Below are 14,944 nucleotides of genomic sequence, written 5' to 3' on the forward strand. Positions count from 1 at the left end.
GCCCAAGACCTACACTTAGGAGCCTCACTCTAGCTGCGGAGGGCGGACATGAGGCAGGGGACAGGCATTTCCCGGCAGATCTGGGATATGAAGTACCGGCTGAAAACGCCTGAAGGCCAGCCGGTGGACGCCACCATCGAGGACAGCTGGCGCCGTGTCGCCCGCAGCCTGGCCCAGCCCGAAGCCGATCCCGTCCGCTGGGAAGCCGAATTCTACGACATCCTGGACGGCTTCAAGTTCCTGCCCGCCGGGCGCATTCTTTCCGGGGCCGGAACGGATCGCAGGGTTACCCTGTTCAATTGCTTCGTCATGGGGGACATCCCCGACGACATGGCGGGCATCTTCGAGCATCTGAAGGAAGCGGCCCTGACCATGCAGCAGGGCGGCGGCATCGGCTACGACTTCTCGACCCTGCGGCCCAAGGGCGCGGTGGTCAGGGGCGTGGGGGCGGATGCCTCGGGCCCGCTGTCCTTCATGGATGTCTGGGACGCCATGTGCCGCACCATCATGAGCGCCGGTTCCCGCCGGGGGGCGATGATGGCGACCTTGCGCTGCGACCATCCCGATATCGAAAGCTTCATCGAGGCCAAGCAGGAGCCGGGCCGGCTGCGCATGTTCAACCTGTCGGTGCTGGTCACGGATGCGTTCATGGACGCGGTGGAGCAGGACCGCGACTGGGACCTCGTCTTCGGCGGCCGGACCTACCGCACCGTCAAGGCGCGCGACCTGTGGGACAGGATCATGCGTGCCACCTATGCCTATGCCGAACCGGGCGTGATCTTCATCGACCGCATCAACCGGCGGAATAATCTTTGGTATGTCGAAAATATTCATGCGACCAATCCCTGCCTCACCGCCGATACCTGGGTCCAGACCGCTGAAGGACCACGCCGGGTGGGGGAATTGGTGGGGCGCCCCTTCACCGCCATCGTCAATGGCGGCGCCCATGAATCCGGCCCCCAGGGATTCTTCTCCACGGGTCGCAAGCCGGTCCTGCGTCTGACGACGCGGGAGGGCCATCTGCTGCGCCTGACCGACGACCACCCGCTGCGCAAGGTGGTGGAGAAAACGCGGTATCGCCTGGACACCGTCTGGGCCAAGGCGGGGGAGCTTGCCCCCGGCGACCGGGTCATGCTCAACGACCACCGCGGCCAGGCGGAATGGCCCGGCGCGCATGGTAGGGCCGAGGGCTATCTGCTGGGCTTGCTGGTGGGGGACGGCACGCTGAAAGAGGACAAGGCTGTCCTCAGCGTCTGGCCCGGCCGCTTGGCCGTCAATGGCGGCTGGGAGCGGCCGGGCATCGCCGCCGTCATGGAGGAAGCCCTGGAAGCCGCCCGGCGGATGCCCCATCGCAGCGATTTCGTGAGCTGGATGGAGGTGCCGGGCCGGGGGGAATGGCGGCTGTCCCTGGCGGCCTTGCGTCGCTTGGCCCTGGCTTTGGGCCTGTCGCCCGCGCGCAAGACCATCACCCCTGCCGTCGAAGTTTGTTCCAGCGATTTCTACCGGGGATTCCTGCGCGGCCTTTTCGATGCCGATGGCAGCGTCCAGGGCAGCCAGCAGAAGGGAGTCAGCCTCCGCCTGGCGCAAAGCGACCTGGACCTTCTGCGCGCGGTTCAGCGCATGCTGTTACGCCTGGGCATCGCCTGCAGCCTCTACCGGAACCGTCGTTTGGCGGCATCCCGTGCCCTGCCCGACGGCAAGGGCGGGATGAAGGCCTATGATTGCGCGGCCCAGCATGAGTTGGTGATAAGCGGAGAGAATATCGTCCTCTTCGCCGAGAAGATCGGTTTCGCCGATAGCGAGAAGTCAGCCCGCCTTGCCGCCAGCTTGGCCAATTACCGCCGGGCCCTCAATCGCGAGGCGTTCATCGCCACCATCGATTGCCTCGGTGCCGATGGCGAGGAGGAGGTCTTCGATGTGCAGATCCCCGGCATCAATGCTTTCGATGCCAATGGGCTGCTGGTCCATAATTGCGGGGAGCAGCCGCTGCCCCCCTATGGTGTCTGCCTGCTGGGATCGGTCAATCTGGCGAAGCTGGTGGAGAAGCCTTTCGCGCCCGATGCCGGGATCGATCTGGACAAACTGTCGGCGCTGGTGAAGACCGCCGTGCGGATGTTGGACAATGTGATCGACGTGTCCAACTTCCCGCTCGAGGCGCATCGGCGGGAGGCTTTCGCCAAGCGGCGGATCGGGCTGGGCGTTACCGGCCTGGCCGATGCGCTGATCCTGTGCCGGGCGCGCTATGGCGGCGGCGAGGCGGTGCGGCTGACGGAAACATGGATGGCGGCCATCCGCAGGGCCGCCTATCTGGCCTCGGTGGATCTGGCCCGCGAGAAGGGCGCCTTTCCGCTTTTCGATGCCGAACCCTATCTGGCGGGCGAGACCGTCCGCGAACTGGACGAGGATGTGCGCGAGGCGATTCGCGCCCATGGCATCCGCAACGCGCTGCTGACCTCCATCGCGCCGACCGGCACCATTTCGCTGTTCGCCGACAACGTATCCTCGGGGCTGGAGCCGGTCTTCAGCTTCGCCTATACGCGCAGCGTGCTCCAGCCCGACGGCTCGCGGCGCGACGAGGAGGTGACGGATTACGCCTATCGCCTCTATCGCCGCATGGCCGGAGACGGGGGACTGCCGGATTATTTCGTCGATGCCCAGACCCTGTCGCCCTCCGACCATGTGGTGATGCAGGCGGTGGTGCAGAAATACATCGATTCCTCCATCTCCAAGACCATCAACCTGCCCGAAAGCATCTCGTTCGAGGCCTTCAAGGACGTCTACCGGCAGGCCTACGACCTGGGCTGCAAGGGCTGCACCACCTATCGTCCCAACGACGTCACCGGGGCCGTGTTGCAGGTCAGGAAGGAAGCGGAAGAGAAGCCCCGGAAGGAACAGGAGGCCCGGAAGACCACGCTGGTGGTCCAGCCGGAACTGCCCTTCGAGGCCGAGACCCGCCGGGTACGGGCCGAGGACGAATATGAATCCGGCGTGGTCTACATGACCCAGCCGCTGGATCGCCCCGAGGCGCTGCCGGGCGCGACCTACAAGCTGCGCTGGCACGATTCCGACCATGCCCTCTATATCACCATCAACGATATCATCCAGGATGGCCGCCGCCGCCCCTTCGAGGTCTTCATCAACTCGAAGAACATGGAGCATTACGCCTGGACGGTGGCGCTGACACGCATGATCTCGGCGGTCTTCCGGCGCGGCGGCGACGTGGCCTTCGTGGTCGAGGAATTGAAGGCGGTGTTCGATCCGCGCGGCGGGCAATGGATGGGCGGGCGCTACGTGCCTTCGCTGCTGGCCGCCATCGGCGAGGTGATCGAGCGCCACATGACCGCCATCGGTTTCCTCGCCAATCCCGGCGAATCCAACCCGCCGCCCCAGGACCAGCGGATCGTCACCCTCCAGGCAAACCGGACGAAGCTCGCGCAATGCCCCAAATGCGGCCAGCCCTCGCTGCTGCGCCAGGAAGGCTGCGACACCTGCACCAGTTGCGGCTATTCCAAATGCGGGTGAGGGAAAGCGCGCAGGTTTCTCACCCGAGCGGATAGATCGCCGCCGCCGTGTAGACGGCGCCGGAGCGGCCGAGATGGCTGCGGAACAGGGTGAAGTGCTCGACGCGGGAAGAGGGGGCAGGCGGAGCAGGTTGTTGGCCGCCAGGAAAGCCTGGAGCCGCTGCATGGGGGCGTCCTTCAGGCGGGCGAGGGTGACATGGGGGGCGAATTTGCGGGATTCCGGGGGCAGGCCGGCCCGCACCACGGCGGATTCCACCTTGTCGCGCAGATGAACCAGTTCGGGCGAGCGCACCACCCCGGCCCAGAGGGAGCGGGCGCGGCGGCCGCTGTCGAAGCTGCCGACGCCGCGGATTTCCAGATCGAAGGCCGGGGCGGTGATTTCGCTTAAGGAATCGTGGATTTCCTCGGCCAGCGGCTCCTCCACCTCGCCGATGAAGCGCAAGGTGAGGTGGAGGTTCGTGTCCTCGACCCAGCGGGCGTTGGGGATGCCCGATTCCAGTTCCGCCAGTCTCTCGCGCGCTTCTTCGGGCAGCTCCAGCCCGACGAACAGCCTGATCATCCTCTCTCCCTACAGAAACAGCGTCAGCACCGCCGAATAGCCGAACAGGTGATCATTGCTGATTTCGCCGCTGGTATGGAAGCCGACCATGGGGAAATCCCCCAATGTCTCGCTGATCAGCGCGGTCTCGACGCTGCCGGGGCCGAACATGTGGGCGCCGCGCGCGATGCAGGAGACGTAGATGCCGCCCCGGATCGGGTGGCCGTTGACCTTCTCCTTCAGCTTGACCAGCATGTCCTCCAGGTCCTGGCGGGCGGTGTTGGGGTCGCGGCGCACGAACATCATGCGGTCGCCGGGCTGAAGCCGGTCGTCGACCGCCAGCCAGCCGCGCCGGGGATCGATGCCGGTCAGGCTGCGGACCGCATAGGTCGGTGCCTCGGGCCGCTGCGGCGGGGCGGCATTGACGCGGACGGCGGGCGGGGGAGGAGTGTCCAGCGGCAGGGCCACATGGATGTAGCCCGCCGCGCGGCGCAGGTCGCGGGCGATCAGGTCGCCCGCTTCGTCCTTCAGGACGCTCAGGGCCGGGCGGCCGTCCAGGCTCATCACCACGTCCTCCAGGCTTTCGGTGACGCAATGGATCGGGCCGATGGGCGAGCAGCCCTGGGTCAGGCCGGTGACGACGGGAATGTCGGCGCCGAACATCACCCCCGACAATCCGCCGCCCGTCACGTTGCCCGCCACCTGCGAGCGGAAGTCGCCGGTCACGGTCAGCCCGCCCACCAGGCTGCCCTGGGCGCCGGCGGACAGCCCGGCCAGCAATTCCAGCAGCATGGGATTGGACGGATCGCCATGGACCAGCCCGACCACCGGCAGGCTGTGCTCCATCCATTCCTCGTTCTGGCTGAGGAAGGGTTCGGGGGCGGCGGTCAGGCCGGTGAAGACGCGGAACGAGCCTTCGGGCAGGGCGGCGACCATGACCGAGATGGCCGCGCCGTCCTGGTATTCCTGGCCGGGCGCCAGCACGCCATGCCCCACCGCGCCGACCCAGTCCTGGATGCGCGTGGTCGCACGCAGGAAGGTCAGGATGCTGCCCAGATCGGGAGCGAAGGCCTGGGTGACGTAGAGGAAGCCCAGGTTATAGGCGGGCGAAAGCTCGCCCAGCCCTTGCAGGCAGGTCTTGGCGGCCAATCCCCAATGAATGGCCTCGCCGTCCAATGCGTCGGCACGAAAGGATGAAGCTTTGAAGGGGTCGGGCATTCTCCTCCGCCTTTCCTCGCGGCATGGGTTAGGACACCTTCACCCTGTCGAGTAATTCTTTAACATAGGGCAGGATGCTTTCCACGATGATATTGATTCCCGCTTCGTTGGGGTGAATGCCGTCGGCCAGGTTGAGTTCCGGCTGCATGGCTACCCCTTCCAGGAAGAAGGGATAGAAGACGATGTCGTGTTCCTCGGCCAGCCGGGTGAAGGTGGCGCGGAAGTCTTCGCCATATTGCCGGCCCAGATTGGGCGGGGCGTACATGCCGGCCAGCATGACCTTGATATTGCGGTCGTGCAGCTGGGTGATGATGGCGTCCAGGTTGCGGTAGGTTTCCGCAGGGTCGAGGCCGCGCAGGCCGTCATTGGCGCCCAGCTCGACGATGGCGGCATCCACATGCTCGCCGAGCATCCAGTCCAGCCGTGCCAGCCCGCCGGCGGAGGTGTCGCCGGACACGCCGCCGTCGATGACCTCGACGTCATAGCCGCTTTCGCGCAGCGCCTGTTCCAGGCGGGGGACGAAGCCCTGACCGGCCGGCAGGTTGTACCCCGCCGTCAGGCTATCGCCCAGAGCCAGAAGTCGTAACGTTTCGGCTGAGGCGGGAGCCATCAAGCCAAAGTTGACAAGGCACAGGACTAGACCATATCCCCAGAGAGCCCGCCCAAGCCTTGCTCCTGTCTTACGAGCGGCGTAACCGAGAAAAGAAACCCGCATGACAACTGTAACTCCCGCCAGCGAACCCATGATCGTCCTTGAAGACGTGCATCTTAAGCTGGCGAGCTTGGCGGGCGAGGTCAACATCTTGCGCGGCATGAATCTTGCTATCCCTGAGGGTGAGACCGTTGGGGTTGTGGGGCCGTCCGGTTCGGGCAAGTCGACCATGATGATGGTGATGGCCGGGCTGGAACGTCCCACCGGCGGCAAGGTGCTGGTCGGCGGGCAGGATCTGGGGGCCATGAACGAGGACCAACTGGCCCTGTTCCGGCGCGAGAATGTGGGCATCGTCTTCCAGTCCTTTCATCTGGTCCCGACCATGACGGCGCTGGAGAACGTGGCCCTGCCGCTGGAATTCGCCGGCCGCTCCGATGCCTTCGAGCGGGCGCGGGCGCAGCTCGACGCGGTGGGGCTGGGCCATCGCCTGAGCCATTATCCCGGCCAGCTGTCCGGGGGCGAGCAGCAGCGCGTGGCGCTGGCCCGCGCCTTCGCCGCCCGGCCCAAGCTGCTGCTGGCCGACGAGCCGACGGGCAATCTGGACGGCAAGACCGGCCAGTCCATCATCGAATTGCTGTTCAAGCTGCATGCGGAAACCAACACGACGCTGCTGCTGATCACGCATGATCCCGCCTTGGCGGCGCGCTGCGACCGCATGATCCGGGTGCAGGACGGCGTGATCGCCAGCGACGAGCGCAACGACCGCAGGCGCAGCGCCGAGTCCGGCGACGAACGCGTCGTGCCGATCCGCCGCCCATGACCATGCCTCTCGCCCTGCGCCTGGCCCGGCGCGAATTGCGCGGCGGGCTGAAAGGCTTCCGCATCTTCCTGGCCTGCCTGGCGATCGGCGTCGCCGCCATCGCTGCCGCCGGTTCGCTCAACGCCTCGCTGCGCAGTGCCCTGGAGCAGGATGCCCGCGCGCTGCTGGGCGGCGATGTCTCCATGCGCCTGACCCATAGCGAGGCCAGCCCGGAACAGGTGGCCTGGCTGGAAGAGCGCGGCGATCTGTCGAGCCTCATCGAAATGCGCGCCATGGCCGCAGGAGGAGCCGAGGGAGCCCGCACCCTGGTCGAGCTGAAGGGCATTGACGGCCCTTATCCCCTCTACGGGGAATTGCGGCTGTCGCCCGAAATGGGCGTGGACGAGGCCCTGGGGCAGCGCAACGGCCTGTGGGGCGCGGTGGCCGACCGCAACCTGCTCGACCGGCTGGGACTGGAGATCGGCGACCGCCTGACCCTGGGCGATGCCGATTTCGAATTGCGCGGGGTGATCGAGCACGAGCCCGACCGCGTGGCCGCCATGCTCAGCTTCGGCCCGCGCGTCATGGTCGAGAGCGCGGCGATGGCCGAGACCGGGCTGCTCCAGCCCGGCAGCATGATCCATTACGTCTACCGCGTCCGCCTGCCGCCGACGGTGCAGGCCGCCGCTTTCGTCGACCAGCTCGAGGCGGAATTCCCCCGGGCCGGATGGCGCGTGCGCACGCTGGAAGAAGCGGCGCCGGGCATCCGCCGTTTCCTCGACAACATGACCGTCTTCCTGACCCTGGTCGGGCTGACTTCGTTGCTGGTGGGCGGGATCGGCGTCGCCAATGCGGTCAAATCCTTCATCGAAGGCCGGGTGCGGACCATCGCCATCCTGAAGACGGTGGGGGCCGAGGGGCGGATGATCTTCGCCGTCTATTTCGCGCAGATCGCCGTGCTCGCCCTGCTGGGCATCGCCATCGGCCTGGCGGTCGGCGCGGCCTTGCCGCCGCTGGCGATCCTGTTGGCCGGGGACCGCTTGCCGCTGGACGCCCGGATCGGGGTCTATGGCGGGCCCTTGCTGCTGGCGGGCGTCTTCGGCGCCCTGACCGCCCTGGCCTTCACCCTGTGGCCCTTGGCGCGCGCCCGGGAGATTCCGGCCGCCAGCCTGTTCCGCGACACCATCGTCCATGGCCGGTTGCGTCCGCGCCTGCCGACCGTCGTTTCCATCCTCGCCGCTGGGCTGGCCCTGTCCGGCCTGGCCGTGATCACCGCCGAGCGGCCGATGCTGGCGGCGTGGTTCGTGCTGGGGTCGCTGCTGGCCCTGGTGGTCTTCCAGGGCGCGGCCGGTCTCGTCATCGGCTTGGCCCGCCGCCTGTCTCAGACCCGGGCCGAGCGCAGCGGCACGCCGCGCATGCGGCTGGCCCTGGGCAATCTGCATCGGCCGGGGGCGCCGACGGCCAGCGTCGTGCTGTCGCTGGGCCTGGGGGTGACGGTGCTGGTCGCCATCGCCCTGATCGAAGGCAACCTGACCCGCCAGATCGACCAGGACATGCCGGCCCGCGCCCCGGCCTATTTCTTCATCGACATCCAGCGCAACCAGGCCGAGGCCTTCCGTCAGGCCGTGTCCTCCGTGCCGGGGGCGGGCGAGGTCAAGATGGCGCCGACTATTCGCGGCCATATCACCCATATCGCCGGGCGGCCGGTGGACGAGGTGACGGTCGATCCCTCGGTGGAATGGGCGATCCGCGGCGATCGCGGCATCACGGCGGCCGAGCAGCAGCCGGCGGATAGCCGCCTGGTGGCCGGGCAATGGTGGGATGCGGATTACCAGGGGCCGCCTTTGGCCTCGCTGACCGCCGATATCGCGCGCGGCTTCGGCATCGGCGTCGGAGACACGATCACGCTCAGCATCCTCGGGCGGCCGATCACCGTCACCATCGCCAGCCTGCGCGAGGTGGACTGGTCCAGCCTGGCGATGAATTTCTCCTTCGTGCTGACGCCCCACACCCTGGCCGGCGCGCCCTATACCTATATCGCCACCGTCCAGGCCGAGCCCGAGGCGGAAACCGCCGTCGAACGCGCGGTGACCCAGGCCATGCCCAATGTCTCGGCCATCCGCGTCCGCGAAGCCCTGGAGCAGGTGTCGCAGATGATGGAGGATTCCAGCATCGCCATCCGCGCCGCCGCCGGAATCACTCTGCTGGCCGGGGCCCTGGTCCTGTCGGGCGCCGTCGCCGCCACCCATCGCCGCCGCGTCTACGAGGCCGTGGTGCTGAAGGTGGTGGGGGTGACCCGGGCCGATCTGTGGCGCGCCTTCCTGCTGGAATACGGCCTGTTGGGTGCGGCCACCGGCCTTGTCGCCGGGATCATCGGCGCCATCGCCGCCTGGGCGGTCTCCGTCCATGTCCTACGGTTGAACTGGGTCCTGTTGCCCGACGTCGCCTTGTGGACGATTGTTGCGTGCATGCTGGCAACCATGGTGGTAGGCTTCGCCGGCACCTGGAAGGCGCTGGGTGCCAAGGTGGCACCTTATCTGCGCAACGAGTGACGGACAGGGCAAGAAGCGGGAAACCCACTATTGAAGTGGTTCTATTGATTCCCTCTGGTTTTGTGCCATATCCTGCCCGAAACAATTCGTCCGTCCAGACCGAGGGACTTCGACATGGCGTTCAACACTCGTAAATATATGAGCAGCAGCCAAGCGGAAGCTGCTCATCTTGATGTAGGCCTGCGGGAGCATATGCTCCGCGTCTACAACTACATGGCTTCGGGCCTCGCCCTGACCGGTATCCTGGCTTGGGTCGTGGCGACCGTGCCGGCCATCCAGATGCTGTTCTTCCAGCCGACCGGCGGTTTGACCGGCCTGGGATGGATCGCCTTCCTGGCCCCCATCGGCCTGGTCCTGCTGCTCAGCTTCGGCGTTCACAAGATGAAGGCCAGCACCGCCATGGCGGTGTTCTGGGGCTATGCCGCGCTGATGGGCGTATCGCTGGCCGCGATCTTCATGGCCTATACGGCTGAAAGCATCGCCCGCGTCTTCTTCATCACGGCGGCCACTTTCGGCGCGATGAGCCTTTACGGCTACACCACCAAGCGCGATCTCAGCGGCTTCGGCTCCTTCCTGTTCATGGGCCTGATCGGCATGCTGATCGCCATGGTGGTCAACATCTTCCTGCAGAGCACCATGCTGCACTTCCTGGTGTCCGTGGTGGGCGTGCTGATCTTCACCGGTCTGACCGCCTATGACACCCAAAAGATCAAGGAAGCCTATTACGAAGGCGACGACGCCGACACCGCCGGCAAGAAGGCCATCATGGGCGCGCTGGCCCTGTACCTGGACTTCATCAACCTCTTCATCATGCTGATGAGGCTGATCGGCGAACGCCGCTAAGCCTTCCGGGCGACGGACATCGAAAGGCCGGGGAGCAATCTCCGGCCTTTTTCTTTGTCTTGGGCGAAGGCGGACAAGACGAGAGTTTCATGCCTATGACACGCCTTACCGTCCGGCTTCCTCCCAGTCCTCGCCGTGCCCGCCCCACGCTTCGAGACGCCGCTTCGCGGCTCCTCAGCGTGAGGCAAATCTCTCAGCATGCTAAACCTCATGCTGAGGAGGCCCGCAGGGCCGTCTCGAAGCATGGCCGCTTTGCAGGCCGTGATCCACATTAAGGGCATCACGATCTAGCGCCTTGCGGACATGAAAAAGCCCTCCTGCCTCTGGTCCGAGGCAGGAGGGCTGCTTTTGGTGGAGTGCATGATCAGGCCATGGCGAGCTTGTTCTTGTCCGAGTTCAGCAGGTCACCGACCATGCGCTTCAGCTTGTCGAAGGCCTTTTCCTCGATCTGGCGCACACGTTCGCGCGAGACGCCGTAACGCTTGCCCAGTTCTTCCAGGGTCGGCGGCTCTTCGAGGAAGCGGCGCTCGGACAGGATGGTGCGTTCGCGGTCGTTCAGCTTCGCCATGGCTTCGGCCACCAGGCTCCGCTGCCAGTCGCGATGCTCGCTGTTGCCCAGCAATTCTTCCTGGTTTTCGCGGTCGTCCATCAGGAAGTCCTGCCATTCGCCGCCGGGTTCGTCGGCCGAGAGGGGCACGTTGAGCGAGCGGTCGCCGCCGATGCGACGGTTCATGGCCACCACGTCTTCTTCCGAGACATCGAGGTCGCGGGCGATTTCGGCCACGGTTTCCGGCGACAGGTCGCCGTTTTCCAGCTCGTTCAGGCGGGCCTTGGCGCTGCGCAGGTTGAAGAACAGCTTCTTCTGCGAGGCGGTGGTCCCCATCTTCACCAGCGACCAGGAATGCAGGATATGTTCCTGGATCATGGCGCGGATCCACCACAGCGCATAGGTCGCCAGACGGAAGCCGCGATCGGGGTCGAAACGTTCGACCGCCTGCATCAGGCCCACATTGCCCTCGGCGATCAGATCCTCGATGGGCAGGCCGTAGCCACGGAAGCCCTTGGCGATCTTGACCACCAGACGCAGATGGCTTCCCACCAGCAGACGGGCGGCTTCGGGATCGCGGGAATCCCGCCAGCGCATGGCCAGTTCGAGTTCCTGGTCGGCGTCCAGCATCGGATAACGGCGCACGTCCTGAAGGTAGCGCGCCATTCCGCTCGCCGGAGTCACGGTCATCATCATAGACATACGGTTTCTCTCCTCTTCATGGATAGGCGTCGCCAACCTTGGCGCCGGTTGCAAACAAGCCGGCACCTGCTGTTTTTGTTATTGCCCTTGGGGGGAGTTGGCTCCTTTAATATGGGAACGTCCAGCGAACAATCAAGATGCAATCCCCCAAAAATATATAAGACTTTCTGGTACTTAGACCCACATCCATCGGTGTGTTTGGCCTATTCGATTGCGTGTGGGGGCAAGAGGTCTATATCGATAGGCGGGGGTGTCCGGGCGCGTTTTGTTCGACGCATTTCCCCCTGACGCAGGCGCATACCCATGCTATATAAATTTCTTCCCTATCCCGGCGCGCCCGTAGCTCAGCAGGATAGAGCACAGGATTCCTAATCCTGGGGCCACTGGTTCGAATCCAGTCGGGCGCACCATCCTTCCCTTCGCCAGGGCCCGTTCCATTCCTCGGGACTCTGACCCCGGAAGCAAGAATGGGGCATGAGGAGCTTTCCAGTCCAATCGATTATTACAAATGTTTTAATCGTTTTGGTCGATTACAGCCTGCCGCCTTGGCGGCGCGGAAGGAAAAGGTCATAAGCCCCGTCAAAGGCTGTTGACGCTCTTTGCCAGCTTTTGTATAAGGCCGGTCCCACACTGCTCCGGTGTAGCTCAGTCGGTAGAGCAAGCGGCTGTTAACCGCTCGGTCGTTGGTTCGAGTCCAACCGCCGGAGCCAATTCTCCCCCCTCTTCGGAAATCCTGTCCTTACGCCCCGGCGGGCGTGAGTTCGGCGAGCTTTTGCTCCACCTGATCCAGCATGTCCGCCAAGTCGGCGGGGCTGGCGGTGGCGGCTGCGCTTTCCAGCTGGGCCAGCAGGACGGTCATCGCGGGATCGGCGAAAAGCGCGGCCTTGCCGCGCAGACGATGGGCGAGTTCGGCCAGCTGGTGCCGGTCCTCCGCCGCCAGGCTTCTGCGCAGGCTGACGATATCGGCGGTGGCTTCCGTCAGGAAACGCGGAAACAGCGCCGCCAGGGCGGGGTCCAGACCCGGCGGCGGGGAATCGGCGGGAAGGGCGGCATGGGCCGCCGCCAGATGGGGCTCCAGGCGGGCGAACAGGGCTTCGCGGGCCACCGGCTTGGCGATGAAATCGTTGACCCCGGCGGCGCGGGCGGCGGCGCGTTCCTCGGCCGAGGCACCGGCGGTCAGGGCCAGGATCGGCACCGGGCGGCGGCCATGGCGGCGTTCGTTGTCGCGGATCATGCGCGTGGCCTCGAAGCCGTCGATGCCGGGCATGCGCATGTCCATCAGGATCAGGTCGAAATTCTCGGAGGCCGCCAGGGCCACGGCCTGCGTGCCGTCCGAGGCCTCTTGTACAGTGATCGGACGCTCGGCCAGGAATTCGCGCAGCACCACCCGGTTCAGCTCGGTGTCGTCGGCCACCAGGATATGCGTCTGTCCGGGCGCCGGTTGCGGGCGCTGATCGTCGAGTACCACCAGCGGCAAGGTGATGATGAAGCGGCTGCCCCGGCCTGGGCTGCTTTCCAGGACGATATTGCCGCCCATCAGCTCGACCAGCCGACGGCAGATGGACAGGCCCAGCCCCGAGCCGCCATGCAGGCGCCGGGTCGAGGCATCCACCTGCACGAAGGCGCCGAAGATATCCTCCTGCTTCTCGGGGGGAATGCCGCAGCCGGTATCGCTGACCTCGAAGGTGACCAGCCGCCGCCCCGCCTCGATCTCGGGCTTGGCCGAGACCTCCAGGCGGACATGCCCCTGGGTGGTGAATTTGGCAGCATTATCGAGCAGGTTGAACAGCACCTGGCGCAGGGCGCCGCTGTCGCCGACCACCTTTCCCGGCAGCCCCGGGGACAGGCGCAGCAGCAGCCGGACCGGGCGGCCCAGGGCCTCGATCCGGCCCCGGCCGACCGCCGCCACCCCCTCGACCAGGTCGTGTAGCTGGAAGGGCACGAGGTCCAGCTCCATCTTTCCGGCTTCGAGGCGGGAGGCATCGAGGATGTTGCCCATCAGCCCGCCCAGATGCTCTCCGGTCAGGCGCAGCAGGCGCACGAGGCGGCGCTGTTTCTCGTTCAGAGGCGTGGCTTCCAGCAATTCCGTCACGCCCGCCCAGCCATGCAGGGGGGTGCGGATCTCGTGGCCGATCATGGCCAGGAATTGCGTGTTGGCGGCCTTGGCCTTTTCCAGCGCGGCGCTCCGCTCGCGCACCTCGATCTCCAGCGCGTTCTTCAGTTGCCCCAGCTCGGTCACCTTCTCTTCCAGGTCGCGGTTGGCGGCCTCCAGGCTGCGCGACAGGGAGGAGACCTGGCGCTGGTGACGCAGGCCCAAGGCGGCGGCATGGCCCAGGATGAACAGCGCGAAGCCCAGCGGGACCATGTCCACCCCCTGCAGCAGGCGCTGATAGAGCAGGGAATCGTGCAGCGCCGCAGCGGTCAGGGCGATAGTGCCCAGCAGCACCGGCAGGGCGGCGACGCGCCCCCGGTGCCAGGCCAGGGCCAGCCCCACCAGGCCCAGCAGCAGGGAAGAGAAGACCACGCCCTGCATGGGCTCGCGCAGCAGGGTATAGGTTTCCGGCGGCACGATCAGGGCGAACAGCGAGGTGCCGACGGACAGGACCATGGCGACGGTCACCGCAAGGGACGGAATCTCGCGCGGGAACAGGCGGCGCAGGATCAGGAGATAGAGGCCGGAAAACAGGAAGAAGGGATGATAGCTTCCCGGCAGGTGCCACAGATCGGCGCGGAAGCCGTCGCCGAAGACCACGTAGAGCTGCCCGTTCATGGCCGTGCGCATGGCGGCCAGCAGCGACAGCAGCAGGAAGGGAGCGAATTCCGAGCCCCTGCCGATGCGCAGATGGAAGGTCAGCTGGAACAGGGCGATCAGCAGCATCGCCCCCAGCGCCACCCAATAGACCGCCCGGCGGCGCTCCAGGCCGATCGCCAGGTCCTTCGGCTGTCCCAGTTCGAGGGCCAGCCCCGGCCCACCTTCGAAATGATGGTAATTGGCGACTTCCAGGACCAGGTCGAGCTGCGGCCCGGCGGCGGGCAGGATGACGACGCTGCGCACGGTTTCCGGCCAGGATTCCGCGCGGCGCTCCCCCACCTGGCCGCGTGAGTCGATCAGGCTGTCATTGGCGAACAGGCGATAGGCGGAATTGATGTCGGGCAGCAGCAGCCCCAGGGCCGGGGGCATATTGCCGGGCAGCAGCACCCGCAGGCGGAAGGTGCCATAGCCTTGCCCGCCTAAGGTCTGGCCGTCGATGACGGCGCCGTTCCACATGCGCGGCAACGACAGGAAGGAAGGGCCGGGGTCGGGCGGCAGGTCGGCGGCCCAGCGCTGCCAGTGGAATTCCCATTCCCCCCGCAAGGGCAGGCTGCGCTGCGTCTCGAAGTCCCACTCGCGCAGGTCCAGTATCCCGGCCACGGCGCGGGGCGGCGCGTCGGCAAGGGCGGTGTTTTCCGAACAGAGCCAGGCGAACAGGAGAAGGAAGGAGGAGGCAACCCGCCGTACAAGACGCATGGCTCACGGCCAAAAGCTGTAGAAGCTGCCGCATCCTATCCTTTTTCGCGCGTCCGCGCCAAGC

The 14,944-nt window shown here is 66.1% G+C and carries 8 protein-coding genes, 2 tRNA genes and 1 pseudogene; 6 read left to right on the plus strand and 5 right to left on the minus strand.

Going from position 1 to position 14,944, the window contains the following annotated elements:
- Positions 1–48 precede the first annotated feature (48 nt).
- Positions 49–3,522, plus strand: a complete 3,474-nt coding sequence (locus EPD66_RS13230) for an LAGLIDADG family homing endonuclease (RefSeq protein WP_142848993.1) — start codon at positions 49–51, stop codon at positions 3,520–3,522.
- A gap of 189 nt (positions 3,523–3,711) precedes the next feature.
- On the opposite strand, the pseudogene thpR reads toward EPD66_RS13230, so the two are convergent.
- From thpR to EPD66_RS13245, 3 genes and pseudogenes are all read right to left on the minus strand, one after another.
- Positions 3,712–4,080, minus strand: a pseudogene (thpR, locus tag EPD66_RS13235) (RNA 2',3'-cyclic phosphodiesterase); the annotation flags it as partial.
- A gap of 9 nt (positions 4,081–4,089) precedes the next feature.
- On the minus strand, positions 4,090–5,277 hold the full coding sequence (locus tag EPD66_RS13240) for an FIST N-terminal domain-containing protein (protein ID WP_142848994.1): 1,188 nt from the start codon (positions 5,275–5,277) through the stop codon (positions 4,090–4,092).
- A gap of 28 nt (positions 5,278–5,305) precedes the next feature.
- Entirely contained in the window at positions 5,306–5,887 is a 582-nt protein-coding gene (locus EPD66_RS13245) for an arylesterase (protein ID WP_142848995.1), read from the minus strand.
- Between the two features lie 103 nt (positions 5,888–5,990).
- On the opposite strand from EPD66_RS13245, the gene EPD66_RS13250 reads away from it, so the two are divergent.
- The 3 genes from EPD66_RS13250 to EPD66_RS13260 all read left to right on the plus strand — a co-directional run bounded on the left by EPD66_RS13250 (position 5,991) and on the right by EPD66_RS13260 (position 10,123).
- Positions 5,991–6,749 (plus strand): ABC transporter ATP-binding protein, encoded by a 759-nt coding sequence (locus tag EPD66_RS13250; RefSeq protein WP_255448482.1) that lies wholly within the window; start codon positions 5,991–5,993, stop codon positions 6,747–6,749.
- Positions 6,746–9,280 (plus strand): ABC transporter permease, encoded by a 2,535-nt coding sequence (locus tag EPD66_RS13255; RefSeq protein ID WP_142848996.1) that lies wholly within the window; start codon positions 6,746–6,748, stop codon positions 9,278–9,280. Before EPD66_RS13250 ends, EPD66_RS13255 begins: the two co-directional genes overlap by 4 nt.
- A 114-nt stretch (positions 9,281–9,394) precedes the next feature.
- Positions 9,395–10,123, plus strand: coding sequence for a Bax inhibitor-1/YccA family protein (locus EPD66_RS13260; protein ID WP_142848997.1), 729 nt, complete (start codon positions 9,395–9,397; stop codon positions 10,121–10,123).
- 364 nt (positions 10,124–10,487) lie between these two features.
- Here EPD66_RS13260 and rpoH read toward each other — a convergent pair whose 3' ends face one another.
- On the minus strand, positions 10,488–11,372 hold the full coding sequence (rpoH, locus tag EPD66_RS13265; RefSeq protein WP_142848998.1) for an RNA polymerase sigma factor RpoH: 885 nt from the start codon (positions 11,370–11,372) through the stop codon (positions 10,488–10,490).
- 333 nt (positions 11,373–11,705) lie between these two features.
- On the opposite strand from rpoH, the gene EPD66_RS13270 reads away from it, so the two are divergent.
- Both EPD66_RS13270 and EPD66_RS13275 read left to right on the plus strand, forming a co-directional pair.
- Positions 11,706–11,782: transfer RNA gene (locus tag EPD66_RS13270), tRNA-Arg, on the plus strand.
- Between the two features lie 224 nt (positions 11,783–12,006).
- A tRNA-Asn gene (locus EPD66_RS13275) sits at positions 12,007–12,082 on the plus strand.
- A gap of 29 nt (positions 12,083–12,111) precedes the next feature.
- Here EPD66_RS13275 and EPD66_RS13280 read toward each other — a convergent pair.
- Positions 12,112–14,880, minus strand: coding sequence for an ATP-binding protein (locus EPD66_RS13280; protein WP_142848999.1), 2,769 nt, complete (start codon positions 14,878–14,880; stop codon positions 12,112–12,114).
- Positions 14,881–14,944: the final 64 nt, after the last annotated feature.

It is taken from the genome of Telmatospirillum sp. J64-1, assembly GCF_006980715.1.
In the GTDB taxonomy this organism is placed as follows: domain Bacteria; phylum Pseudomonadota; class Alphaproteobacteria; order Rhodospirillales; family Magnetospirillaceae; genus Oleiliquidispirillum; species Oleiliquidispirillum nitrogeniifigens.